This window comes from Streptomyces sp. SM10, assembly GCF_002910915.1.
Classification (GTDB): domain Bacteria; phylum Actinomycetota; class Actinomycetes; order Streptomycetales; family Streptomycetaceae; genus Streptomyces.
Genome location: NZ_NEUF01000126.1, coordinates 1 through 24747 on the forward strand (window position 1 = coordinate 1; position 24747 = coordinate 24747).

The following is a 24747-nucleotide window of genomic DNA, read 5'->3' on the forward strand; positions in this document are numbered from 1 at the left end:
CCGGACCCGACCACCACGCCCGACCCGACACCGCACCCGACCACGACCCCCGACCCGACCACGACCCCCGACCCGGATCCCGGCACCACCGCCCCCGGCTGCCCCACCCCCTCGGCGGAGCCCGATCCGGCGGCTTCCACCGACGCGCCCTCCGGCGAGCCCTGTGCCACACCCACCGCCTGACGGTCAGCCGGCGCCGAGCACCTCGGAGAGGTCGTACCGCACCACTTCCTCCAGCTGCGCGTACGTGCAGCCGGAGGGGGCGCGGTCCGGCCTCCACCGCCGGAACTGGGTCGTGTGCCGGAAGCGGTCACCCTCCATGTGGTCGTACGCCACCTCGCACACCCGCTCCGGCGCGAGGGCCACCCAGGACATGTCCTTCTTGCCCGACCAGCGGCTCGGCGCCCCGGGCAGCCGTGACCCCTCGTGCGCCGCCGCGTCCGCCCAGGCCGCCCAGGGGTGATCGGCGGGCTCGACACGCAACGGATCCAGCTCCTCCAGGAGTTCGGCACGCCGCTTCATGGTGAAGGCCGCGCACACGCCCACATGCTGCAGGGCGCCCTCGGCGTCGTACAGGCCGAGCAGCAGCGAGCCGACGACGGGCCCGCTCTTGTGGAAGCGGTACCCCGCCACCACGCAGTCGGCCGTCCGCTCGTGCTTGATCTTGTACATGGAGCGCACGTCCGGGCGGTAGGGCAGGTCGAGCGGCTTGGCGACCACGCCGTCGAGTCCCGCGCCCTCGTACCGCTCGAACCACTCCAGGGCGAGGGCCGGATCAGTGGTGGACGGGGCGAGGTGGACGGGGGCCGAGACGCCGGCCAGCGCACCCTCCAGGACCGTCCGCCGTTCGCTCTGCACGGTCGGCAGCAGGGAGGTGTCGTCCAGGGCGAGGATGTCGAAGGCGACGAAACCCGCCGGGGTCCGCTCGGCGAGCATCCGGACCCGGGAGTCGGCCGGATGGATGCGTTCGCTCAGCCGGTCGAAGTCGAGCCGGCCCTCGTACGGCAGGACGATCTCGCCGTCGACCACGCAGCGCGGCGGGAGACTCTCCCGGACGGCGGCGACCACCTCGGGGAAGTACCGGGTGAGCGGCTTGCCCGTCCGGCTGCCGATCACCACCTCGTCGCCGTCCCGGTGCACGATCGCCCGGAATCCGTCCCACTTCGCCTCGTACTGCATGCCGGGCGGAATCGCGGAGACGGACTTGGCGAGCATCGGTTTCACAGGCGGCATCACCGGCAGGTCCATGGCCCGATTCTCGCCCGGCCTCCGGCACACGTCCTCCGGAATGCGGCAGATGTGGGCCCGGCCTACGGTGTCCGACATGGGAGCAGGAGCAGCGGTGGAGCTGGACGTGGACGGACGGGCCGTGCGTCTGTCCAACCCGGACAAGGTGTACTTCCCGGAGAAGGGCTACACCAAGAGGGACGTGGCCGACTACTTCCGGGCCGTGGGGCCCGGGATCCTCCGCGCCCTGCGCGAGCGGCCCACCACCCTCCAGCGCTTCGTCGACGGCGTCGAGGGCGACTTCTTCTACCAGAAGCGGGCGCCGAAGAACCTCCCCGGCTGGACCCCCACGGCACGTATCGAATTCCCCAGCGGCCGCCACGCCGACGAGATGTGCCCCACCGAGCTGGGCGCCGTACTCTGGGCGGCCAATCTCGGCACCCTGACCTTCCATCCCTGGCCGGTGCGCAGGGCCGACACCGACCACCCCGACGAGCTGCGCATCGACCTCGACCCGCAGCCCGGCACCGACTACGCCGATGCGGTGAGGGCGGCCCACGAACTGCGTGCGGTGCTGGAGGACCACGGACTGCGAGGCTGGCCCAAGACCTCCGGCGGGCGCGGCATCCACGTCTTCGTGCCGATCGTCCCGGAGTGGACCTTCACCCAGGTCAGACGCTGCGCCATCGCGGTGGGGCGCGAGCTGGAGCGCAGGATGCCGGACCGGGTGACCACCGCGTGGTGGAAGGAGGAGCGGGGCGAGCGGATCTTCGTCGACTACAACCAGACGGCCCGCGACCGCACCATCGCCTCCGCCTACTCCGTGCGCCCCTTCCCGCACGCCCCGGTCTCCGCCCCGCTGCGCTGGGACGAGATCGACGAGGCGGAGCCCCGCGACTTCGACCTGAGGACCATGCCCGAGCGGTACGCCGAGGTGGGCGACCTGCACGCCGACATGGACGACCACGCCTTCCGCCTCGACCAGCTGCTGGAACTGGCGCGGCGGGACGAGCACGAACACGAGCTCGGCGACCTGCCCTACCCGCCGGAGTACCCCAAGATGCCGGGGGAGCCCAAGCGCGTGCAGCCCAGCCGCGCCCGGCACGACGACGGCGACGGCGCGTGAGCGACGCCGACGGGACGACGGAGCCCCCCGTGCACGGCGCGCACGGCAGGCCCCCGACGCGGGCCGAGAAGTGGGCCTCGTACAAGCAGTCGCCGCACGTCCCCGCCTTCGTGCTGGTCTTCATCCTCGCCGCGGCGGCAGGGCTCTTCGCCGGCTCGTACACGTACACGATGGCGGACCCGACGCCGCGCCGGATCCCGGCCGCCGTGGTCAGCGGGGTCGGGGACCGGGGCGAGGAGTTCATCGCGGGGATGGAGAAGGCCCTCGACGCCTCGCTCCGGCTGCACCCGTACGCCACCCGGGGCGCCGCTCGCCAGGCCATGGAGGAGCAGAAGGTCTTCGTGACCGTGAGGCCGGGGAAGAGCGGGGTGGCCATGGACATCGCCGGGGCCGGCGGGGCCACGGTCGCCCAGCTGCTCGCCGAGACCGGGGCGAAGGTCGCGAAGGCCACCGGGATTCCGGTGACGATCACGGACGTCAAGCCGCTCCAGCGGGGCGACCCGCGCGGGCTGGCGCTGTTCTACATCTCGCTGGCCGCCGTCATCATCGGCTTCGTCGGAGCCATCCAGCTGAGCGTGCACGCCCGCGCGCTCGACCCGCTCGAACGGATCGGCTTCACCCTCGCCTACGCGCTGCTCGGCGGCTTCGCGATCGCCGCCGTCGTGGACTGGCTGATCGGCGCGCTGGATCTGCCGTTCGTCGAGTCCTGGCTGATCCTGGCGTTCACGATGTTCGCCTCGGGCATGGTCTTCACCATGTTCAACACCATCATGGGGCGCTGGGCCATGCTGCCCACGTGGGGGCTCATGGTGCTGCTGGGCAATCCGTCGTCCGGCGGCGCGGTGTCCTGGCCGCTGCTCCCCTCGGCGCTCGGGCACATCGGGCGCTGGCTGCCGCCCGGCGCCTCGGTCAACGCCCAGCACACGGCGGTCTACTACCAGGGTCACCAGTACGCCTTCCCGTTCCTGGTGCTGACGGCCTGGGCGCTGGTCTCCTGCACGGTCTTCTGGGTGTGGCGCCACCGGCACCCAGGAGGCCGCGGTCACATGCCCCAGCATGCGGCCACGGCCTCCTGAGCGTGTCCCGCCCTACAACTCCTTGATGCGGATGTCGCGGTAGGAGATCACGTCCGTGGTGCTGTGGACCTGGAGCCCGATGTAGCCGGAGGCGTACCGCCGGCCGTCGGTGCCCGGGTCGCCGTCACGCGGCGGCTCGAAGAGCTGACCGCCGGTGTTGTCGAACTCGTTGATCAGGACACCGTTGCGGTAGACCGCGTAGTGCTGGTCCACCACCTTGATCTCGTAGTCGTTCCAGGTGCCCTTGGGGGTGACCCCGGCGCCGCCGAGACCGACCCGGTCGAAGCCGTACAGCGAACCGGTCTTGTACATGTCGCCGTCGGGCCGGTCGTTGACCTGGATCTCATGGCCGTAGTCGATGGCGACCCACTCCGGACGGGACTCCTCCGGGTGGTCGTGGACGTTCGGGAAGCGGACGAAGACCCCGCCGTTGGCGTTGCCCGCGCCGGGGGCGTCGTCCCGCCACTGGAGCTTCAGCGAGAAGTCCCCGTACTGCCGGGCAGGGAACCACAGCATCCCCATGCCGTCCACGGTGGTGGAGCTGGTGATCGAGCCGTCCTCCGTGTTCAGCCCGAACTTCCCGCCGCCGACCTGCTCCCACTTGGCGAGCGAGGCGGCGGTGCCGTCGAAGAGCTTGCGGTAGCCCTCGTCCTGGCCCGGCGTGCCGATGCCGGACTGCTTGGCGGCCCTGTAGATCTTCTTGTGCTCACGGGCGTCGACGACCCCGTCGGCGAGCAGCTTGTCCAGGACCTCGTCGACGTGCTTGAGGAAGAGCGCGTGGGAGGACCAGTCCTTCTCGTCCTCGATGAGCTCGTTGATCGTGCAGCGGTTGCCGGTGAGCCGGTTGGGAATCCCCGTGTCGACGGTGCCGACGATCACCGTGAGCCGTACGTCGTACTCCGGGCAGTTGGGCGCCGGCACACCGCCGCTCTCCGCGATGGTGAACGAGGACTGCTTCGCCTCGGAGGTGTTGCCCGCCTTGTCCGTCGCCCGGTGGGCGAGCGTGTGGCGGCCGACGCGGTCGACGATGACGGGGGAGGAGTAGGCCAGGTACGGCCCGCCGTCCAGGGAGTACTCGACCTTCTCCACGCCCGAATCGGCGTCGGTCGCCTTGACCGTGGCCTCGGCGCTGGTGATGAACGCGCCGTCCGAGTTCTTGTCGCCCGCCACGACCACGGAGGTCTCCGGCGGCGTCTTGTCCTGGGACGGCGGTTCGACGACGGTGAAGTCGACGGACTTCTCGGGCGCCGCGTTGCCCGACCTGTCGGTGGCGCGGTAGCGGACGGTGTGCGTCCCGACCTCGTGCACCATCACGGGTGCGGTGTACGCCGTCCAGGCGCCGTCCGCCCCGATCGCGTACTCGATGGTGTTGACGCCCGACCCGGTGTCCGACGCGGTCACCGTGACCGTCGCCATGCCCAGGTAGGCGCCCGCGTCGTCCTTCTCGCCCGACACCGTCGCCGAGGTCTCCGGCGGGGTCTCGTCGTCGGTCGGAGGCGCTGCGACAGCGAAGTCGACCGACTTCTCGGCCGCCGCGTTGCCCGACTTGTCGGTGGCGCGGTAGCGGACGGTGTGGGTCCCCACCTCGTTCACCACGACGGGCGTGGTGTACGGCTGCCAGGCGCCGTCCGCGCCGACGGCGTACTCGACCGTGTCCACACCCGAACCGGCGTCGGTGGCCGCCACGGTGACGGTCGCCTGGCCGATGTACGCGCCGTCGGCGTTCTTGTCGCCGTCCACGGTCGCCGAGGTCTCGGGAGCGGTGGTGTCCTCGCCACCGCCGCCGTCCTCGGTCACCGTGAGGATGCCCTGCATCGAGCCGTGGCCGGGAATCGTGCAGTGGTAGAAGTACCGGCCAGGCGTGAGGGTGACCTCGACGCTGTGCTTGCCACCCTCGCTGTCACTGGGGTTGGCCAGGATGTTGACCGGGACGTCGCTGTTGAACTCCGGGTCCGACACGCTGAACGTCAGCGTGTGCGGCATGCCCGAGGTGTTGCCGGTGGCCGCGCTGTTCTCGAAGACGATGGTCGCTGCGCCGGCCACCGCCGTCCTGGGCGCCGTCAGGTAGTGGTCGATGGGGTCGCCCGCGGTCCAGGTGAGCACCTGGTCGGCGGCTGCCGCCGCACGGTCGTCGTCGCGGCCGTAGGCGGCGGTCGACGCCAGCCCGAGGACCATGAGGAACGAACCGAGCAGGGCCAGCCACCACCGGGCGGGCCCGTACCGCCGTCGCGCGAGGAGTGAAGGGTGTCTCACTGCGCTGCCGCCTTCCTGGCCAGGTCTGCGGCGGCCGGGGTCGGACCGCCGCCCTCGTACGTCACGCGCCACAGCGCGGACTTGGAGTCGGAGGTGAAGAAGCCGCGTCCGTAGTCCAGGACGTAGAGCGAACCGTCCGGGGCGAACTTCCAGTCCATGAGGTTGCGGATGCCGTCCGCCCCGACCGGGATGATCTTCTTCAGGGACTCGGCGTGCGTGGGCAGACCGCCCTTGCCGACCGTCTTCGGGTCGGTCAGTACGGCGTGGCGCGGCTGGGTGCCGTCGTAGAAGTCACCGACGAACCACTTGCCGTCCCAGTACGCCGGCCACTTGGCCTCGCTCGTGCTCGCCGCGTCGTAGCGGTAGACGGGGCCGTTCATCGTGGCCTGGCCGCCGCCCTTGAGCCACGGCAGCAGCTCCTTCTGGTCCTCCACCTTGTAGCTCGGGATGCCGTCGGCGTCGCGCGGGTAGTCGACACCGCCGCCCTGCGGGGAGTACCAGATGGTGTTGCCGGTCACCGGCGGCAGCTTGACCAGGCCGTCGTTGTTCGGCGACTCGTTCCTCGGCGCGTCGCAGTCGTACCAGTCCAGCGGCTTCGACGGGTCGGGCAGGTTGCGGTCCCGATAGGGCTGCTTGTTGCCCATGCAGTACGGCCAGCCGTGGTTGCCGGCCTTGGTGATCGCGGCGAACGTGTCGTACTTCGCGGGACCCCAGGTCGTGCTCGGCTCACCGGCGTCGGGGCCGACCCAGCCCGCGTACAGGGTGTCCGTCGACGTGTCGACGGAGATGCGTGCCGGGTTGCGGACACCCATCACGTAGATCTCGCCGCGGGTCTTGCCGCCGCCCTCGTCCGGCTCCTCGCCGGTGAAGAGGTTGCCGGACGGCAGGGTGTAGGTGCCGTCGTCCTCGGGGTGGATCCGGAGGATCTTGCCGTTGAGGTTGTTGGTGTTGCCCGCGGTGCGGCGGGCGTCGGCGAAGGAGACGCCCTTGTAGTCCGGCTCCGGGTTGTTGCCCGAGTATCCGTCGCTGAAGCCCGAGGAGTTGTTGTCACCCGTGGCGACGTACAGGTTGCCCTTCGAGTCCCAGGCCATGCCGCCGCCCGCGTGGCAGCAGCTGTGGATCTGGACCGGCCAGTGGAGCAGCACCTTCTCGGACGCCAGATCCAGCTTGTTCGTGGCGTGGTCGAAGGTGAAGCGTGAGACCTGGCGCACCGCCATCTGCTTGTCGCGGTCGATCTTCGCGTGCGGGGTGTAGTGCAGATACACCCAGCCGTTGGTCGCGAAGTCCGGGTCCAGCTCGATCCCGAGCAGCCCCTCCTCCACCTTGACCAGCTCGTCGCCGCCGCCCTTGTTGCCGAAGACGCTCAGCTTGCCGGCGAGGGTGACCTTCTTGGTCGCGGGGTCGTAGACGTGGATCTCGCCCTCGCCCTTGCCGACGTCCGGATCGTTCCAGTCGGTGACCACCGGCACGCTGCTGTCCGCGCCGCCGCGCCCGATGTAGAAGACGCGGCCGTCCTCCGCCGTGACCAGGCCGTGCGGTTCGCCTATCTGGTCGTTCTGTCCGGGCTGGTTGGGCTGGGTGAGCCGCTCCGCCGTGTAGTTGGAGTCGATCGTGGCCTTGCAGTCGGCCTGCGAGATGCGGCTCGTCCAGGCCAGCGCGCCGCGCAGGTGGTCGCGGAAGTCGGTCTCCGCGAAGCTCGCGGCCGTACCGCCCATGGCGGTGTAGAAGGACCGCCCGCCGTCGTAGTCACGGCACCAGGAGACCGGGTGGTCCCAGCCGTTGGCACTCGCGCCGGGGGAGTAGGTGATCTCGCGGACCCGTGCCACGGTGTGCACGTCGCCGGACGGATTGTCCTTCCAGTTGAGCCACTTGTCCGGGTGCTTCCACTCCAGCGGGAGGTTCTTCGTCGCCGGGTGCTGCCGGTCGCCGATCTCCACCGTCGCGCGCTGGACGGCCGTCGGGCTGTCCGCCGCGGGGCGGGCGCCGACCAGGCCGGTGAACCAGTCGGAGTACGGCTCGGTGCGCGCGGCGTCGTGGATGCCGAGGAAGCCGCCGCCGGCCTCCATGTAGGCCTCCAGGCCCGCTTCCTGCTCCGGGTCGAGCACGTCACCGCCGCCGGTCAGGAAGACGACGGCGTTGTACCTGCCGAGCTTCCTGCCGTTGGTGAAGACACCGGCGTCGTCGGTGGCCACGGTCTTGAACCGCCCGGCCTCCGGGCCGCTGAGCCCGATCTTCTCGACGGCGGCGATGCCCGCGTCGACGGTCGGCGACTCCTCGCCCGCCGAGGCGTGGAAGACCAGCACCTTGACGTCGGCCCCGCCGGGCGGCGTGGGCAGGGACAACGTTGTCGCGATCCGTTCCTTCAGCCCCGGATCCGGATAAGGGCTCGCGGTGGCCGCGTTGCCCCCGAGCAGGGACGCGGTCAGGCCGCCGACCGCCACGGCCGCCGCGATGCCGCGGCGCGATCTGGACCTGTGATGTGGTGTGCGCTGCATGTGGTCACCCACCCCTCTGGGTCACTTCTCCGGTCACTTCTCTCGTCATCGCACCTCTGTGGTCACGTCGACAGCGCACGAAGCTAGACCTCTTTTCGTGACTCGCCAATAGGTACGGCAGCAATCGAACGAACTTTGTCCTGAGTGTGGATAAACGCGGAGGCCCCGGCTACGGTGTGGGCCGTCCAGGGGAGCAGCGCGTCAGTTTCCTTCTCGCAGTGGGGAGTTCGACATGGACCGAAGGACCTTCAGCCGCCGGATGCTGGTCGGCGGGTCAGTGGCGGCGGTGACCGGCGTGACATCGATGTCACTGGGAGCGGTGCAGGCCACCTCCGCGGAGAACCCCGTGAAGACGGCCCCCGCGGGAGGAGTCGTCCGCCATCTCAAGCTGTACGCCGAGACATTGGCCGACGGCTCGATGGGCTACGGCTTCGAGAAGGGAAAGGCGTCGGTACCCGGGCCGCTCATCGAGATCACCGAGGGCGACACGCTGCACATCGAATTCGAGAACACCACGGACGTCGACGCCAGCCTCCATGTCCACGGCGTCGACTACGACATCGCGAGCGACGGCACCCGGATGAACCGCAGCCACGTCGAACCCGGCGGCACCCGCACGTACACCTGGCGCACCCATGCCCCGGGGCGTCGCAAGGACGGCACCTGGCAGGCGGGCAGCGCGGGCTACTGGCACTACCACGACCACGTCGTCGGCACGGACCACGGCACAGGCGGCATCCGCAAGGGCCTGTACGGGCCGCTCGTCGTGCGCCGCAAGGGCGACGTCCTGCCCGACAAGACGATCACGATCGTCTTCAACGACATGACGATCAACAACAAGGCGGCGCACGAGAGCCCCGACTTCGAGGCCACGGTGGGCGACCGGGTCGAGGTCGTCATGATCACGCACGGTGAGTACTACCACACGTTCCACATCCACGGGCACCGCTGGGCGGACAACAGGACGGGCCTGCTCACCGGCCCCGACGACCCCAGCCGCGTGGTCGACACGAAGATCTGCGGACCCGCCGAATCCTTCGGCTTCCAGATCATCGCGGGCGAACACGTGGGAGCCGGCGCCTGGATGTACCACTGCCACGTCCAGAGCCACTCCGACATGGGGATGGCGGGCCTGCTGCTCGTCGCCAAGGCGGACGGCACCGTCCCGGGGTACGACCCGCCGCACCACGTGGCGGGCGCGGCGGAGACCCACGAGCACTGAGGGCGGTCACACCCCGGCCCGGAGACGCCGTTGCTCCTCCTCGACGATGCGCCGGGCGAGGGCGCCGTCCGACACGTCGACGGCGTCCGGCGTCGCCTCGGCGACGTCGCTGCGGCGCGCGTAGGCGTCGAAGAGCCGGTCCTTGCGCGCCAGGATCTCCAGCATCCGCTGGTCCACGCTGTCCGCCGCGAGGAGCCGGTGGACCTGCACGCTCCGTATCTGCCCCATGCGGTGCGCGCGGGCCACCGCCTGGTGCTCCATCGTCGGCTTGATCTGCGGCTCGCACAGGATGACGACCGATGCCGCCTGGATGTTGAGACCGACGCCCCCGGCCTGTATCTGGCTGAGCAGCACCGCGTGCCCGTCCACCGCGCCGAAGGAGTCCACGAGCTCCTGCCGGCGGGCGGCCGGGAGCCGGCCGGAGACGGGGCCGAACACCCCCTCGCCCAAGGCGTCCTGCACGGTCCGCAGGACCTCACGGAAGTAGGAGAAGACGACGACCTTGAGTCCGTTGCCCTCGGCCTCCGCGACGAGCTCGCGCAGCCGGATCAGCTTCGCCGACGTCTCCGGCCGGGCGTACGCGGCCCGGCGCATCCGCATGAAGTGCCCCGAGCCGACCGCCTCGCGGTAGGCCTCCAGATCGGCGGGGGAGAACTCCTCCCACTCGTCGGCCTGTACCAGCGCCGGGAGTTCGCCCAGGACGTCGGCCTGGTTGCGGCGCAGATAGGCGGGGGCGACGGCCCTGCGGAACGCGTGCGAGCCGGCGACGCCGTGCGTGGAGGTGACGAGCGGGGCCAGCTCGGGCCGCAGCTGCCGCACGAGGCTTCGGAACTCCTCGACCCGGTTCTCCATCGGTGTGCCGGTCAGGAACAGCACCCGTTCCGTGTTCCCCGTCCAGCCGCCCACGGCCCGGGAGCGCCGGGTCGTGGGGTTCTTCACGAAGTGGGCCTCGTCCACCACCACCATGCCGGGCCTCACGCCCGACCCGGGCCCGTCCGGCAGGGTGGCCAGGGCGTCGAAGGTGGTCAGGGCGACCCCGCCCCGCTCGCGCCACTCGCCGAAGGCCTCCAGCCGCTCCGGACCGTGCACCGGAACGGCCCGCAGGACGGAACGGGCGGCGACCTCCCGCCGCCAGTTGATGAGGACGCTCGCCGGACACACCACCAGGAAGTGGGTCTCGCCCCCCGCTGCGAGGTGGGCCAGCGCGGCGATGGCCTGCACGGTCTTGCCGAGTCCCATCTCGTCCCCGAGGATCACCCGCTTCTGGGCCAGCGCGAAGCGCGCTCCGAAGGACTGGTAGCCGCGCAGCGAGACCCGCAGGCACGTGTCGTCGAGCCGCAGCCCACGGACCCGGTCGGCGATCCCGGAGGGCAGGAACCCCTCGGCCGCGTCCCGGTCGGGTCCGCTGCCGGACAGCTCGGCGAGCAGGCCGTAGTACTCCGCGGAGCGCAGCTCGAAGTCGACCCAGGCCTCCGCCTCCGAGGCGGGGCCCCGCAGCAGGTCGACGGACACCTGCCCGAACAGGGTCCGGAGATCCCGCACCGCCGCGTCCCGCGCCACCGCCCGCACGGAGCTGACGGCGGCCTGGACACGGGCACCGGCCGTCCGCCCCGTGAACAGCATCCGCAGCCGGCTCCGCGCCGGCGCAGCGGCCAGGAGCAGCGGTTCCAGCTCCTCGGCCAGACGACGGGCCGCGTCGACCGCCCGGCGCACGTCGGGCCCGCCCTCCACCAGCCGGTGGAGGGCGACGAGCAGTGTGGTCGTGGCCGCGTCCGACGCGTCCATGTCTATCCGCACGGCGACCGTGTCCCGGACCGCGTGCGCGATCTGCCGTGCGGCCGCCAGGGCCTGGTCGGCCGTCTGCGCACCGACTCCGGGGATCTGGCGGAGCTCGTAGCGCCCGGCTCCGTGGACCCGGCCCACCGTCGCGTAGTCCGCCTGCTCCAGCGCGCCGAGCCGTAGCCGGCCCTCCGTCACGTCCGCGAGCCGGGAGACGGGGATGGAGGCGAGCTCGTGGTCCACCAGGGCGTCCAGCAAGGGGGTGAGCGCGGTGCGCGCGGTCTCGACGGCGCCGTGGTGGTCCTCCAGCACGGTCCGCGCGGCCGAGGCGAGTGCCTGGGCGTTCTCGAGCAGCTCACGTGCGGCTCTTCCCGTGGGCGCCCCGTCCGTGGGTCCGGCCTGAGTCATCTACGTCCTTCTGTCCCCGCCACCGCGGCCCCGCCACGACCGGGCCCATCGTCCCACGCGCCGCGCCCCGGCCCGCACGCCACGGCGCGAACTGCGGTTGTCAGTGCCTGGTGCAAGACTCGGAGAAGTGCGTCACCTCCCCGTCCGACACGACGAGCGAGACAACGGGACTCGCTGAAGGAGCACACCATGCCCGACCCCGCATTCGTCACCGGCGCCCCCAACTGGATCGACCTCGGCACCCCCGACATCGACGCCGCCACGACGTTCTACGACGGCCTCTTCGGCTGGGAGTTGGTGCCCGGTGGCCCCGAGACCGGCGGCTACGGGATGTACCAGCTGCGGGGCAGGACCGTCGCAGGCGTCATGACCGTGCCCGAGGACCAGGGGAAGCCCGCGTGGTCGGTGTACTTCCAGACACCCGACGCCGACGCCACGGCCCGGACGGTCGAGCAGGCCGGCGGTTCCGCGGCGTTTCCCCCGATGGACGTGCTCGACTACGGGCGCATGGGCGGCTTCACGGACAGCGCCGGCGCGTACTTCGGCGTATGGCAGCCCGGGACGGTCACCGGCCTCGGCATGATCATGGAACCGGGCGCGCTGATCTGGTCCGAGCTGTACACCCCTGACGTGCCGGCCGCGGCCGCGTTCTTCCACACGGTCTTCGGATGGCGGACCGAGGACATCGCCTACCCCAGCGGTTCCTACACGGTCATCCGTCCCGCCGACGGTGAGAGCGACGACTCCTCCTTCGGCGGCATCGTCCCGGTCGACGGGGCGCCCGCCCAGGCGGCGGCGGGGCCGCACTGGCTGCCGTACTTCGCCGTGGACGACACCGACGCCACGGAGGCGACGGTGCGGCGCCTGGGCGGCGGGGTGACCATGGAGGCCACCGATCTGCCGGAGGTCGGCCGGATCGCCACCTTCACCGACCCCGCGGGAGCGGCTTTCGCCGTCATCAAGCCGGCTCCGATGTAGCGCGCGGACGCGGACACAGGGCCGGTCAGGAGCGCGGGAGCCCCTGACGGCCCGGCTGTTGAACGGTCGTTGATCACTTGTTTATCGCGACCGGGCACCGTGTGCCTCATGCCGACCAACACCATGACCGACGAGCTCGCCTGGCAGGAGACCGCGTTGTGCGCGCAGGCCGGGCCCGAGTTCTTCTTCCCGGCTCCGGGCAGCTCCACCCGGGAGGCCAAGCAACTGTGCAACGCCTGCGAGGGCCGGGTCGCCTGCCTGGAGTACGCACTCGCCCATGACGAGCGCTTCGGAGTCTGGGGCGGGCTCTCCGAGAAGGAGCGCGAGAGGATGCGCAGAGGTGCCCGGTAGCCTCAGCTGCGAACACCTGCCGGGCCGCGGGCCCGCCGCGGCGGAGGGCGGGCGTGCGCAGCTGCGTCCCCGCCCCGGGCAGCCTCTCCCGGTGACCGAGCACGCGGATCGACCGTACCGGAACGTGCTCCCGCGCCGCCGCGTACCCTGATGCCCGTGGCCCCCGGCCTGTATCGCGTCGCCGTCCTCGTGCTGGAGGGTGCGAAACCGCTCGATGTCGGTATCCCCGCACAGGTGTTCACGACGCGCGCCAGCATGCCGTACGAGGTCCGGATGTGCGGCGCGGCCCCGGGCCTCGTGACCGGCGGCGACGGCCTCTCCTACCACGTCGCCCACGGGCTCGACGCACTTGCCCGGGCCGACATCGTCTTCATCCCGGGATACCGGTTCCCCGACCGGGACGACCCGCCGCGGGCCGTGACCGACGCGCTGATCGCCGCCCACGACCGGGGCGCGCGTCTCGCCGCGATCTCGACGGGCGCCTTCGCACTCGCCGCCACGGGGCTGCTCGACGGCCGGCGCGCGACGACGCACTGGCACTACACGCGCGCCCTCGCGGCGAAGCATCCGCTCGCCCAGGTCGACGAGAACGTCCTGTTCGTCGACGAGGGCAGTGTGCTGACGTCGGCCGGCGCGGCCTCCGGCATCGACCTGTGCCTGCACATCCTCCGCGGTGACCTCGGGGTCGCCGCGTCCAACCATGCGGCCAGACGCCTGGTCGCGGCTCCGTACCGCAGCGGCGGTCAGGCACAGTACGTGCCGCGCAGCGTGCCCGAGCCGCTGGGGGAGCGGTTCGCCGCCACCCGGGAGTGGGCGCTGCACCGGCTCGGCGAGCCCCTCACCCTCGACGTGCTCGCCCGGCACGCGGCGGTCTCACCCCGCACGTTCTCCCGCCGCTTCGCCGACGACACGGGATACACGCCGATGCAGTGGGTCATGCGCGCGCGCATCGACCTGGCCCGCGAGCTGCTCGAGCGTTCGCAGCTGAGCGTCGAGCAGATCGCCGGCGACGTCGGTCTGGGCACCGGGGCGAATCTGCGGCTGCATTTCCAGCGCATCCTCGGCACCACCCCGAGCGAGTACCGGCGCACGTTCGCACGGGGTGAGTAGCCCGCACGGCGTGGCGCGATCCTTTCGAGCAGTGGCGATCACGCCGCTGTCACGGGCGGACTCGGCGCGCGAGGCTGGTGGCGATCTGAAGGGACACCACTCATGACTCGCATCGCCGTCAACGGATTCGGCCGCATCGGCCGCAACGTGCTGCGCGCACTGCTCGAACGCGACAGCGCCCTCGCGGTCGTCGCCGTCAACGACCTCACGGAGCCCGCCACGCTCGCCCGGCTGCTCGCCTACGACACGACCGCCGGCCGGCTCGGGCGCCCGGTGACCGCCGACGGGGACGCCCTCGTCGTCGACGGCCGTCGCATCGCCGTGCTCGCCGAGCGCGAACCGGCGCGGCTGCCGTGGGCCGAGCTGGGCGTCGACATCGTCCTCGAGGCGACCGGCCGCTTCACGTCGGCCAAGGCCGCCCGCGCCCACCTCGACGCGGGGGCGAGGAAGGTGCTCGTCAGCGCGCCGTCCGACGGTGCCGACGTCACACTCGCGTTCGGCGTCAACACCGGCGCCTACGACCCGGCGGTGCACACGGTCGTCTCGAACGCCTCGTGCACGACCAACGCGCTCGCGCCGCTGGCATCGGTGCTCGACGAACTGGCCGGCATCGAGCACGGCTTCATGACGACGGTGCACGCCTACACGCAGGAGCAGAACCTGCAGGACGGTCCGCACCGCGATGCCCGCCGCGCCCGCGCCGCGGCTGTCAACATCGTGCCGACCACGACGGGCGCCGCCAAGGCCATCGGCCTCGTGCTGCCGAACCTCGAAGGAAAGCTGTCCGGCGACTCGATCCGTGTGCCGGTTCCGGTGGGCTCGATCGTCGAGCTCAACACGACCGTCGCCCGCGACGTGACACGTGAGGACGTGCTGGCGGCGTACCGGGCGGCGGCGGAGGGGCCGCTCGCCGGCATCCTCGAATACTCGAACGACGCGCTCGTGTCGTCCGACATCACGGGCAGTCCGGCCTCGTCGATCTTCGACTCGGCCCTCACCCGCGTCGACGGCCGGCACATCAAGGTGGTCGCCTGGTACGACAACGAGTGGGGCTTCTCGAACCGTGTCATCGACACGCTCGAACTCCTCGCCGGCTGACCGGAAGCGCCGGGGCGGCCCCACCTCCGGAGGACGTCCCTCGCGCTCCGGTGACCGGGCGGGCCGTCGCCGCAGGCGCGCCCGGCCACCGGGCCTGCGGCGACGAACCTCCTGTTACGCGCTGACGTCACGTGGTGCCGTCACGCCTTGCCGTCATGTGATGCGGAAGGTCTCGCCGTACACCTGCCACACCAGCGGCTTCGTCAGCCCCAGATTGCCCTCGCGGAGGAACACCCGCTGTTCGGTGTCTATGCGGGTCGTGTCGCGCTGCACCTTCCGGGCCCTGATCGCCGACCGGCCCTCGTCGAGGAAGGTCTCCAGATACGCGGTCTCGTCGCCGCCCTCCGCTGCCGTGTCCGCCGATGCCATCGCGGCGTCGCGGATGCCGTAGAAGCCGTCCGCCTCGACACCCGGCCCGTGCAGCACCATCGCGTCGTAGTAGACGAACTGTCCCAGGGTGCCGAGACCGTCCAGCTTCGCCAGCCGGACCGCGGGCTCGAAGTAGAGCCTGTCGCGAGTGGCGTCCTGGGCCTCCCGGAACGCGGGGTCCTCCGCAGCGCGGTGCCAGGCGTCGGTGAAGCCCGGATCGAGCCCCTCGTGCGAGTCGGTGCCGTCCACCGCGCGCAGGGCGGGGAGGAACGGGGCCAGCGGATTGTCCGGGGCGTCCTCGGTGTAGGACTCCACCAGCTGCAGCATGTCGTTCGTACCGGACGAGAAACCGACGATCCCGGCGGTGTATCCGGCGCCGTCGCCGACGTCCTCGATCGCCCCGTACTGGCTGCGCCAGTCCAGGGTGGAGGCCTCCGCGCTGGCCACCAGCCGGGACGCGGTCTCCTTCATCGCGGGAGCGGCGAGACCCGGCGGCAGCGCGTCGATCTCCTCGTCGCGCTCCTCGACCTGTTCGGCCGCTTCCGGCTTCGCCGTGCCGGTCTTCCCGGGGCCGGCCGCCTGCTGAGTGAGCGTGGGCGGCTCCGAATCACCACCGCTGAACAAGATCGAAGCGGCGATGGCAATCGGCGCACCGAAAAGAACGAGACGTGTCACAGGTTTCACCCGGCACAGAGTACGTTCCGCGAAGCTGTGGGGTCAGACCGAACGGAGAGTGGCGGCGCACGCGTGAGGCGTGCGNCGCCACTGTCCGGCGGATCGGGGAGCGGATCCCGACCCCGCCGGGGCGGATCGGGAGGTGATCAGCCCTGGGCTGCCCGGGCTGCCAGGCGGGCCTTGCGCGCCGCCAGCTTCTCGTCGAACTTGGACGCCTCGCTGTCCAGGCCGTTCATGTACAGCCCGAGCTCCTCCTGTGCCTTGAGGCCCTCCGGGCCGAGCCCGTCGATGTCGAGGACCTTCAGGTAGCGCAGGACGGGCTGGATCACGTCGTCGTGGTGGATGCGCATGTTGTAGATCTCGCCGATCGCCATCTGCGCGGCGGCGCGCTCGAATCCCGGCATGCCGTGTCCGGGCATCCGGAAGTTGACGACGACGTCCCGCACGGACTGCATCGTGAGGTCCGGGGCGAGGTCGAAGGCCGCACCGAGCAGGTTGCGGTAGAAGACCATGTGCAGGTTCTCGTCGGTCGCGATCCGCGCCAGCATCCGGTCGCAGACGGGGTCGCCCGACTGATGGCCGGTGTTGCGGTGCGAGACGCGGGTCGCCAGCTCCTGGAAGGCGACGTACGCGACCGAGTGCAGCATGGAGTGGCGGTTGTCGGACTCGAAGCCCTCCGCCATGTGCGCCATGCGGAACTGCTCCAGCTTGTCCGGGTCCACGGCGCGCGAGGTGAGCAGGTAGTCACGCATCACGATGCCGTGCCTGCCCTCCTCCGCGGTCCAGCGGTGCACCCAGGTGCCCCAGGCGCCGTCGCGTCCGAAGAGGGAGGCGATCTCGTGGTGGTAGCTGGGGAGGTTGTCCTCGGTCAGCAGGTTCACGACGAGCGCGATCCGGCCGATGTCGGTGACCTTGGACTGGCCGGTCTCCCACGCCTCGCCGTCCTCGAAGATGCCGGGGAAGTTCCGGCCGTCGGAGAACGGTACGTACTCGTGGGGCATCCAGTCCTTGGCGACCTTGAGATGGCGGTTGAGTTCCTTCTCCACCACCTCTTCCAGCGCGTACAGCAGCTGGGCGTCTGTCCACGCCTTCGAACTGCCGAGTTGGGGAGAGGCGATCGTCACGGGGGCTCCTGGGGGACGGGAGAATTACCTACGGCTTCGTAGGTTACGTGACCGTAGGTTAAGGCGGCAGTAAGGCCATAGCCAAGCCCAGTCGTCGCGGTGTGCACTCACCCTGTGTCATACGTGCAGGTCAGTGGCGCTACAAGGGGGACAAGTCAGGCGTCCTCGCTCCCTGTCCACGGCAGCTGACCAGGGTCGATGTCCCGGAGCCCGCCCTCGTCCAGCAGCAGCCACCGGGTGATTTCCAGCGACCGCAGGAAGGGCAGGTCGTGGCCGGCCACGATCAACGCTCCTTCGTACGCCTCCAGCGCGGACGCCAGCCGGCGCACACCGGAGAGATCGAGGTTGTTGGTCGGTTCGTCGAGCATCAGCAGGCGGGGAGCGGGCTCGGAGCACAGCAGGGCCGCCAGCGTGGCCCGGAGGCGCTCACCGCCCGAGAGCGTACCGGCGGCGCGGTCGGCGCGCGCCCCCTTGAAGAGGAAGTGTGCCAGCCTCGCCCGGATGCCGTTGGCCGTGGCGCCCGGTGCGACCTGTGCGACGTTCTCCACGAGGGACAGCGCGTCGTCGAGGACGTCGAGACGCTGGGGGAGGAAGCCCACCGGCACCTGGGCGGACACCTCGCCCGACACCGGGTCCAGGTCGCCGGCGATCGTGCGCAGCAGCGTCGTCTTGCCCGCGCCGTTACGGCCGACCAGGGCGATCCGCTCCGGGCCGCGCAGGTCCCACTCGCCCGGGACCCGTACCCCGTGGGCGAGTTCGAGATCCCGCAGCACCAGTACGCCACGGCCCGGATGCACCTGGGTGTGCGGCAGCTCGATCCGGATCGTCTCGTCGTCCCGCACCGCCCCGACCGCCGCGTCGAGACGTTCCTCCGCCCCGGCCAGCCGCTCGCTGTGCATGACCCGGTGCCTACCGGCCGACTCCTGGGCGGTCTGCTTGCGCTGGCCCATCACGGCTTTCGGCTCGCGCTTGGTGTCCCACATCTTCTGCCCGTATCGCCTGCGCCGGTCCAGCTTGACGAGCGCCTCGGCGAGTTCGCGCCTCTGCCGCCGCACGTCGGCCTCCGCGACCCGCACCATCCGTTCGGCGGCGTCCTGCTCCACGGCCAGCGCCTCCTCGTAGGCCGACAGGCTGCCGCCGTACCAGGTCACGGCGCCGTCGCGGAGGTCGGCGATCCGGTCCACCCGTTCCAGCAGCTCCCGGTCGTGACTGACGACGACCAGCACGCCCGTCCAGGCGTCGACGGCGTCGTACAGCCGGCCCCGCGCCCGCAGGTCGAGGTTGTTGGTCGGCTCGTCGAGCAGCAGGACGGAAGGGCGGGCCAGCAGCAGCGCGGCCAGGCCGAGCAGCACGCACTCGCCGCCGGACAGCTCACCGATGGTCCGGTCGAGGCCGGCACCCGCCAGCCCCAGCTGGTCGAGCACGGCGAGGGCGCGTTCCTCGACGTCCCAGTCCTCCCCGACCGCGGCGAAGTGCTCCTCGCCCGCATCGCCCGCCTCGATGGCATGGAGCGCCGCCCGGGTCGCGGCCACACCCAGTACCTCGTCCACCCGCAGCGCGGTGTCCAGGGCCAGGTCCTGGGGGAGGTGTCCGATGTCACCTGCTGTGGTGATGTGCCCCGACGCCGGGATGAGTTCGCCAGCGATCAGGCGCAACAGGGTCGATTTGCCGCAGCCGTTGAGGCCGATCAGCCCGGTCCGGCCCGCCCCCACGGCCAGTTGGAAGTCGTCGAAGACGCCCGTCCCGTCCGGCCAGGCGAAGGAGAGGGAGGAGCAGAGGATGTGTGTGGCAGATGCGGGCACGAAGTCTCCCGATGGCGTCGAGAATCGCGGAGAACGGCTCGGACACTGGGGTCGCACAGGGGCACACGCCCGTCGGGGGCGCGTGGCGCGGGTGTGCGGACACCTCAGATGTGGAGCAACGTCCTTCTCCGATCCGACGGCAACAGGGGCACCGGTGACGTTACGAGCGGGCGCGTACGGGCGCAACCGATTCAGGCGGACCCGCCCAGCAGGTCGGTCAGGTCGCCGTCCAGATCCATGAAGCGGTACTCGTCGCCCACCGGGACCAGTTCCTGCGCCCGCTTCAGGAAGCGCCGCAGCTCCGACGTCCGGACATGCACCATGGCGATGCCCTCGACGGCGTGGAACTCCAGCACCGTACGGTCGTATCCGAACGGCCGGACCCGCACGTCTCCGACCCCGGCCGGCCCGTCCATTCCCGTGGCGAGCAGCTCACGGGAGAACTCCCAGGACACCTCGGTGCCTTCGAGGGTCGCCGGCCCGGGGAACGCCATGCGGACAGCGAAGGGGTCCTTGCGGTCGTAGTGCAGAGTGGCGGGCAGGGTCTCCATACGCGGTGCGGACGCGACCATACGGGCCTGCACGGACTGCTCGATAACGCTGGACAAGACCTGCTCCCTCTCGCCTCGGACGAACGGTTCCCGGCATTGGAGTAGACGACGGAACGCCTCCATCCGTGCACTGGCGGGCCGCGTGAGCTGCGTCACCGCACCGCCTCTCTGATCAACTGCCCCGTTTCGCACGGCGCACCCTGGACGCCGCTCCACGGGTGGGTTAGCTTCCAGCGCCATGAGGGCCATGGGGAAGACGCGACGGGTGATGGCACTGGGACTCTGCGGCGCGGCGGTGGCCGCCGCACTGGCCGCACCGGCCGCACAGGCAGGGCAGGCCGGGCATCAGGGCAGGGACCCGGAATGGGCGCTCACCGGGACAGGAACGGATGCGCGCTTCCGCGGCCTTGCCGCCGTCGGCCGCGATGCCGCCTGGGTCGCGGGTTCCGGCGGCACGGTACTGCGCACCACGGACGGCGGACGGCACTGGCGGGACGTCTCGCCGGCAGGTGCCTCCGGGCTGGAGTTCCGTGACATCGAGGCGTTCGACCGGAACCGGGCGGTCGCCCTGGCCATCGGCGAGGGCGAGGCGTCACGGGTCCTGCGTACCGAGGACGGCGGGGTGAGCTGGACGGAGTCCTTCCGCAACGCCGACACCCGGGCCTTCTACGACTGTCTGACCTTCTTCGACAGCCGTCACGGACTCGCGATGAGCGACCCGGTGGACGGGAGGTTCCGCATCCTGTCGACCTCCGACGGCGGGCGGAGCTGGCGGGTGCTGCCCGACGCAGGGATGCCCGCCGCGCAGCCCGGTGAGGCCGGCTTCGCGGCGAGCGGCCAGTGCCTCGTCAGCGCGGGCGCCAAGGACGTCTGGCTCGCGACGGGCGGCGCGGAGACCGCCCGGGTGCTGCACTCCGGGGACCGCGGCCTGACCTGGACGCAGGCCGCCGCGCCGATCCCCGCGGGAGATCCGGCGCGCGGCGTGTTCGGCCTCGCCTTCCGCGACCGCACGCACGGTATCGCGGTGGGCGGCGACTACCGGGCGGACCAGGCGTCGCCGGACGCCGCCTCCGTCACCCGGAACGGGGGCCGGAGCTGGCGGGGTGCGGCCACCCCGCCGCCCGCCTACCGCTCCGCTGCGGCCTGGCTGCCGCACGGCAGGGCGTCGGCGATCGCCGTGGGCCCGACCGGCACCGACGTCACCCGGGACGGCGGACACACCTGGAGGACCGTGGACACCGGCTCCTACGACACGGTCGACTGCGCACCGGACGGCGGCTGCTGGGCCTCGGGCGGGAAGGGACGGGTCGCGCGACTACGGTAGCCGCCCTGCGCAGGGAAGACGTGATGCCCGCTCCGAGGAAGCAAGGGAACGCAACACTGTGACAGATGCCCACACCGACGAGGCAGTTCTGGCCCGGATCACCGAAGGGCTCGTCTACACCGAGTCGGAGGCGGCCTTCCTGGCTCCCCGGCGCCGCACGGAGGAGATCTTCGAGTACAACCGGACACCGCCGGGCCAGGAGGACAGACGCCGCTCGCTGCTCGTCGGGATTCTCGGCTCGGCCGGTGAACGCACCGTACTCCTGCCGCCGTTCAGCGCCGCGTTCGGCAGCAACGTCCACATCGGCGACGACTTCTTCGGGAACGTCAACCTGACGTTCGTCGACGACGTGGACATCCGCATAGGCGACGACGTCATGATCGCTCCCAGCGTGACGCTGACCACCACGGGACATCCGGTACATCCCGCGAGACGCGCCGACTTCGGCCGGTTCTCCGAACCGATCCTCATCGAGGACAAGGTGTGGATCGGCAGCAACGCGGTGGTCCTGCCCGGCGTCCGGATCGGATACGGGTCGGTCATCGGTGCCGGCAGTGTCGTCAGCCGCAGCATCCCCCCGATGACCGTCGCGCTCGGAACGCCGTGCCGTGTGGTCCGCTCCATCACGGACGAGGACCTCACCGCACGTGCGCCCGCACACTGAGGACGCGGTGACCCGTGACCGGACTCCCGCTGCGACATTCGGCGGTGGCCGCCCGCAGCGACGCGGGTAGACTATCCGTCCATGAGTGGCGACCTGGAAGTAAGTGCTCTGGCGATCAACGTCACGATCCCGGAAGTGCTCCGCTGGACGGACACCCGACGCGGTGAGGCGTTCACGCTGACCACGCTCAACGTCCGCCTCCTCCCGGACGGCCGCCTCGCCGCGAAGGCCTACGGCCGGCCGGTCGGCGGTGGCCGCGGCGCGTACGTCTCGTTCCCCGTCCCGGACAGACCCGAACTGGCGGCCCTGATCGACAGCGCCGCCGGCCGTGCCGGGGCATTGTGGGCCGCTCATCGTGGTCTCGGCTGAGCCCGGTCCGACGCGAAGCGGGGTGGCGGCAGTCCGGACCGCGCCCTCACGGCGGGGCCCGGAGGGATATCCTCCTGCGCGGCGCCCCGTCACGGCGTGGTGGGCCCGGCCGACACGGCTACTGACCGGGCAGTCGCTGCCGGTACGGTGCGAGCGCGTCCGAGGTCTTCGTCGCGATGAACTCCGTGATCCGGTAGGCACACACCCCGTGCGCCGCGAACGGGTCGGAGGCCACGATCCCCTCGATCGCGTCGCGGTCGTCCCCGACGGCCAGGATCACACCGCCGTCGCGGGGGTTCTTGCGGCCCGAGGCGATGAACACCCCTTGCGCGTACTGCGTGTCCAGCCAGGTGATGTGTTCCGTCATGAGGGCGTCGACGCGCTCGACCGGTGCGGTGTAGGTCAACTCGAGAACGAACATGATCGCCAGGCTACCGGCTGCCTAGACTGACCCGTCATGACGACTTTCCGGATGCCCGCCGACGAAGCCGAAGCCCGTGCCGTCCAGGACGCGTTGCGTGCGCGGGTGGTGCTGGACGAGCCCGGGCCACCGCCCGGGACCGGCAGGGTGACCGGGGTCGACGTCGCCTACGACGAGGAGCGCGACCTCGTCGTCGCGGCGGCCGTCGTCCTGGACGCGGCGACCCTGGAGGTGATCGCCGAGTCGACCGCCGAGGGACGGGTGACGTTTCCGTACGTCCCCGGGCTGCTCGCCTTCCGGGAGATCCCGGCCGTCGTGGACGCCCTGGAGGGCCTGCCGGTGGATCCGGGGCTCGTCGTCTGCGACGGTTACGGGCGGGCCCACCCGCGCAGATTCGGGCTCGCCAGCCATCTCGGTGTCCTCACCGGCCTGCCGGTCATCGGCGTCGCGAAGAACCCCTTCACCTTCCGCTACGAACAACCCGGCCCCCGGCGGGGCGACTTCACCCCGCTGATGGACGGGGACGAGGAAGTGGGCCGGGCCCTGCGCACGCAGGACGACACCAAGCCCGTCTTCGTCTCCGTCGGTCACCGCACCGGTCTGGACAACGCCTGCGCCCAGACGCTCGCGCTGGCCCGGGACTTCCGCCAGCCGGAGACCACACGCAGGGCGGACGCCCTGTGCCGGTCCGCGCTCCGGGAAGCGCTCGGCTGATCCCGGGCCCACTCGGTGATCTGTTGCGAACTGAGTACATGCACGGATGTTGTTCGTCGAACATCGGGGGCAGGCTGGTACGCATGATCGACCACCACGCACCTCGCATGAGCGCCGGAACCGTACACCTCTCCCAGCGCGGCGTCGCCGTGGGCATGACCCTGGGCGTCCTCGCAGGAGGTGCCTGGACCGTGTCCATGGTCGTCACGCTGGCGACCTGGATGCTCTGACCGGCGGGGAGACGGGCCCCCTGGGTTCAGCGCACCGCCGCCACCCGGAAGCGCAGACCGGCCGCAGTCAGCCGCTCCAGCAGTGCCTCGCCCATCGCCACGGCCGTCGTGACCTGACCCGACGTCGCCGGCAGGTCGTCGAGGGCGAGCGCCAGAGCCGCCTCGGCCAGCATCTTGGCCGTCTCGTCGTAGCCCGGGTCGCCGCCCGACACCTCGGTGAAGACCCGCCGTCCGCCGCCCTCCCCGACGAAGCGGACCGTGAACCAGCTGCGCCCCCTGCGCTGCACACCGGGGCCCGTGCCCGGCTCCACCCGGGCCGAGAGCCAGTGACGCGCGGCCGGGATCTGGGCGGCGCCCGCCAGCAGGCCGACCGCCCCCACGCCACCGAGCGCCATCGGCAGGCGCTTCACCGAGGCGAAGTGCCGGTAGCGGAAATCGGGGCCGTAGCGCTCCAGTGCCCGGGCCGACCGTTCCACGACACGCGGGTCCAGGGTCGGCAGCGGCAGCGCCCAGGTCCCGGTCTCCGGGCTGAAGTGCGGTGATCCCTGCGGTGCGCGAGCCCGGCGGCCGACCAGCCGCGGTTCGTGCATCCGGCGCTCCTTCGCGGCCCGCACCATCTGCGGGCCGCGGCCCAGCGCGGTGAGCGCCGAGGCGAAGGTGCCGCCGGAGAAGACGGCGTTGGTGCGGACGTAGCCGTCGACGGTCAGCGGGACGCCCTCCGGCAGCTGCCGCACGGTGAACCAGGCGCCGAGGTCGTGCGGTACGGAGTCGAAGCCGCACGCGTGCACGAGGCGGGCCCCCGTCTCACGGGCCCGGCCGTCGTGCTCCAGATACATCCGGTCGACGAACTCCGCCTCACCGGTGAGGTCGGTGTAGTCGGTCCCGGCCTCCGCGCAGGCGGCGACCAGCTTCTCGCCGTACCAGACGTACGGGCCGACCGTCGACGCCACCACGTGCGCGGACTCGGCGAGTGCGCGCAGGGCGTCCGCGTCGTCCGCGTCGGCCGTCAGGAGGGCCAGATCCGCACAGTGCGGGTTCTTCGCGGCGAGGCGGTCGCGGAGCTCCTCCAGCCTGCGTCGGTTCCGCCCGGCCAGGGCCCAACGGCAGCCTTCCGGCGCATGGGCGGCGAGATATTCGGCCGTGAGCGCCCCCACGAAGCCGGTGGCCCCGAAAAGGACGACGTCATAAGGGCGTTCTGCCCCGTTCTGCCTGTTCATGAGTGCCTCCGAGGACGCCGGTGCCGATGTGGCAGGCAGAGGGTAGCCGAGGTCTCCGTGGTGCCGTGCGGCCGGGCAGGCTCCGGTGCGAGAGGATCCAGGGGAAGGAGCTAAGCGCTTGCTCGGCCAAAAGGGTTGTGCGGAGCGCGGTGCGTTCTTAGCAT

The 24747-nt window shown here is 71.2% G+C and carries 22 protein-coding genes and 1 pseudogene; 13 read left to right on the forward strand and 10 right to left on the reverse strand.

The window, feature by feature from the left end:
• Positions 1–183, forward strand: a pseudogene (locus B9S57_RS19920) (hypothetical protein); the annotation flags it as partial.
• Between the two features lie 3 nt (positions 184–186).
• Here B9S57_RS19920 and B9S57_RS19925 read toward each other — a convergent pair.
• Positions 187–1248, reverse strand: a complete 1062-nt coding sequence (locus B9S57_RS19925) for an ATP-dependent DNA ligase (RefSeq protein WP_103516911.1) — start codon at positions 1246–1248, stop codon at positions 187–189.
• Positions 1249–1342: 94 nt separating this feature from the next.
• Between B9S57_RS19925 and ligD the strand changes: the two genes are divergently transcribed.
• Positions 1343–2353, forward strand: coding sequence for a non-homologous end-joining DNA ligase (ligD, locus tag B9S57_RS19930; protein ID WP_103516912.1), 1011 nt, complete (start codon positions 1343–1345; stop codon positions 2351–2353).
• Entirely contained in the window at positions 2350–3429 is a 1080-nt protein-coding gene (locus B9S57_RS19935) for a hypothetical protein (RefSeq protein WP_103516913.1), read from the forward strand. Before ligD ends, B9S57_RS19935 begins: the two co-directional genes overlap by 4 nt.
• A 12-nt stretch (positions 3430–3441) precedes the next feature.
• On the opposite strand, the gene B9S57_RS19940 is transcribed toward B9S57_RS19935, so the two are convergent.
• The gene (locus tag B9S57_RS19940) at positions 3442–5682 is read right to left on the reverse strand and encodes an OmpL47-type beta-barrel domain-containing protein (protein ID WP_103516914.1); all 2241 of its coding nucleotides are present in this window, start codon (positions 5680–5682) and stop codon (positions 3442–3444) included.
• The gene (locus B9S57_RS19945) at positions 5679–8177 is read right to left on the reverse strand and encodes a ThuA domain-containing protein (RefSeq protein WP_258036471.1); all 2499 of its coding nucleotides are present in this window, start codon (positions 8175–8177) and stop codon (positions 5679–5681) included. The genes B9S57_RS19940 and B9S57_RS19945 overlap by 4 nt, the downstream gene beginning before the upstream one ends.
• 232 nt (positions 8178–8409) lie before the next feature.
• Between B9S57_RS19945 and B9S57_RS19950 the strand changes: the two genes are divergently transcribed.
• Positions 8410–9399, forward strand: coding sequence for a multicopper oxidase domain-containing protein (locus B9S57_RS19950; RefSeq protein WP_103516916.1), 990 nt, complete (start codon positions 8410–8412; stop codon positions 9397–9399).
• 6 nt (positions 9400–9405) lie between these two features.
• On the opposite strand, the gene B9S57_RS19955 is transcribed toward B9S57_RS19950, so the two are convergent.
• The gene (locus B9S57_RS19955; protein ID WP_103516917.1) at positions 9406–11586 is read right to left on the reverse strand and encodes a DEAD/DEAH box helicase; all 2181 of its coding nucleotides are present in this window, start codon (positions 11584–11586) and stop codon (positions 9406–9408) included.
• Between the two features lie 189 nt (positions 11587–11775).
• Between B9S57_RS19955 and B9S57_RS19960 the strand changes: the two genes are divergently transcribed.
• From B9S57_RS19960 to gap, 4 genes are all read left to right on the forward strand, one after another.
• Positions 11776–12564: a VOC family protein gene (locus tag B9S57_RS19960; RefSeq protein WP_103516918.1), complete on the forward strand. Its 789-nt coding sequence runs from the start codon at positions 11776–11778 to the stop codon at positions 12562–12564.
• Positions 12565–12672: 108 nt separating this feature from the next.
• Positions 12673–12915, forward strand: coding sequence for a WhiB family transcriptional regulator (locus tag B9S57_RS19965; RefSeq protein ID WP_103516919.1), 243 nt, complete (start codon positions 12673–12675; stop codon positions 12913–12915).
• A gap of 150 nt (positions 12916–13065) precedes the next feature.
• The gene (locus B9S57_RS19970) at positions 13066–14025 is read left to right on the forward strand and encodes a GlxA family transcriptional regulator (protein ID WP_103516920.1); all 960 of its coding nucleotides are present in this window, start codon (positions 13066–13068) and stop codon (positions 14023–14025) included.
• A gap of 102 nt (positions 14026–14127) precedes the next feature.
• Positions 14128–15123: a type I glyceraldehyde-3-phosphate dehydrogenase gene (gap, locus tag B9S57_RS19975; RefSeq protein WP_103516921.1), complete on the forward strand. Its 996-nt coding sequence runs from the start codon at positions 14128–14130 to the stop codon at positions 15121–15123.
• A 153-nt stretch (positions 15124–15276) separates the two neighbouring features.
• On the opposite strand, the gene B9S57_RS19980 is transcribed toward gap, so the two are convergent.
• The 4 genes from B9S57_RS19980 to B9S57_RS19995 form a co-directional block, all read right to left on the reverse strand.
• Positions 15277–16167 (reverse strand): chitosanase, encoded by an 891-nt coding sequence (locus tag B9S57_RS19980; protein ID WP_103516922.1) that lies wholly within the window; start codon positions 16165–16167, stop codon positions 15277–15279.
• Between the two features lie 146 nt (positions 16168–16313).
• A complete protein-coding gene (locus B9S57_RS19985) occupies positions 16314–17291 on the reverse strand; it encodes an acyl-ACP desaturase (protein ID WP_103516923.1) in 978 nt (325 codons plus the stop codon).
• 155 nt (positions 17292–17446) lie between these two features.
• On the reverse strand, positions 17447–19093 hold the full coding sequence (locus B9S57_RS19990) for an ABC-F family ATP-binding cassette domain-containing protein (RefSeq protein WP_181011412.1): 1647 nt from the start codon (positions 19091–19093) through the stop codon (positions 17447–17449).
• A gap of 191 nt (positions 19094–19284) precedes the next feature.
• Positions 19285–19701, reverse strand: a complete 417-nt coding sequence (locus tag B9S57_RS19995; protein WP_103516924.1) for an SsgA family sporulation/cell division regulator — start codon at positions 19699–19701, stop codon at positions 19285–19287.
• Positions 19702–19882: 181 nt separating this feature from the next.
• Between B9S57_RS19995 and B9S57_RS20000 the strand changes: the two genes are divergently transcribed.
• The 3 genes from B9S57_RS20000 to B9S57_RS20010 all read left to right on the forward strand — a co-directional run bounded on the left by B9S57_RS20000 (position 19883) and on the right by B9S57_RS20010 (position 22001).
• A complete protein-coding gene (locus B9S57_RS20000) occupies positions 19883–20968 on the forward strand; it encodes a WD40/YVTN/BNR-like repeat-containing protein (RefSeq protein ID WP_374935965.1) in 1086 nt (361 codons plus the stop codon).
• 58 nt (positions 20969–21026) lie between these two features.
• Positions 21027–21632: a sugar O-acetyltransferase gene (locus B9S57_RS20005; protein WP_103516925.1), complete on the forward strand. Its 606-nt coding sequence runs from the start codon at positions 21027–21029 to the stop codon at positions 21630–21632.
• An 81-nt stretch (positions 21633–21713) separates the two neighbouring features.
• Positions 21714–22001 carry a hypothetical protein gene (locus B9S57_RS20010; RefSeq protein ID WP_103516926.1) on the forward strand — a complete coding sequence of 96 codons (288 nt, stop codon included), beginning with the start codon at positions 21714–21716 and terminating at the stop codon, positions 21999–22001.
• Positions 22002–22119: 118 nt separating this feature from the next.
• Here the strand turns inward: B9S57_RS20010 and B9S57_RS20015 are convergent, their stop codons facing one another.
• The gene (locus tag B9S57_RS20015; RefSeq protein ID WP_103516927.1) at positions 22120–22422 is read right to left on the reverse strand and encodes a YciI family protein; all 303 of its coding nucleotides are present in this window, start codon (positions 22420–22422) and stop codon (positions 22120–22122) included.
• A gap of 36 nt (positions 22423–22458) precedes the next feature.
• Between B9S57_RS20015 and B9S57_RS20020 the strand changes: the two genes are divergently transcribed.
• Together B9S57_RS20020 and mmpA are read left to right on the forward strand one after the other, a co-directional pair.
• Positions 22459–23136, forward strand: a complete 678-nt coding sequence (locus tag B9S57_RS20020; protein ID WP_103516928.1) for an endonuclease V — start codon at positions 22459–22461, stop codon at positions 23134–23136.
• Between the two features lie 83 nt (positions 23137–23219).
• Positions 23220–23366, forward strand: coding sequence for a morphogenic membrane protein MmpA (mmpA, locus tag B9S57_RS35610; protein ID WP_374935966.1), 147 nt, complete (start codon positions 23220–23222; stop codon positions 23364–23366).
• 26 nt (positions 23367–23392) lie between these two features.
• On the opposite strand, the gene B9S57_RS20025 is transcribed toward mmpA, so the two are convergent.
• Positions 23393–24583 (reverse strand): trans-acting enoyl reductase family protein, encoded by a 1191-nt coding sequence (locus B9S57_RS20025; RefSeq protein ID WP_103516929.1) that lies wholly within the window; start codon positions 24581–24583, stop codon positions 23393–23395.
• Positions 24584–24747 lie beyond the last annotated feature (164 nt).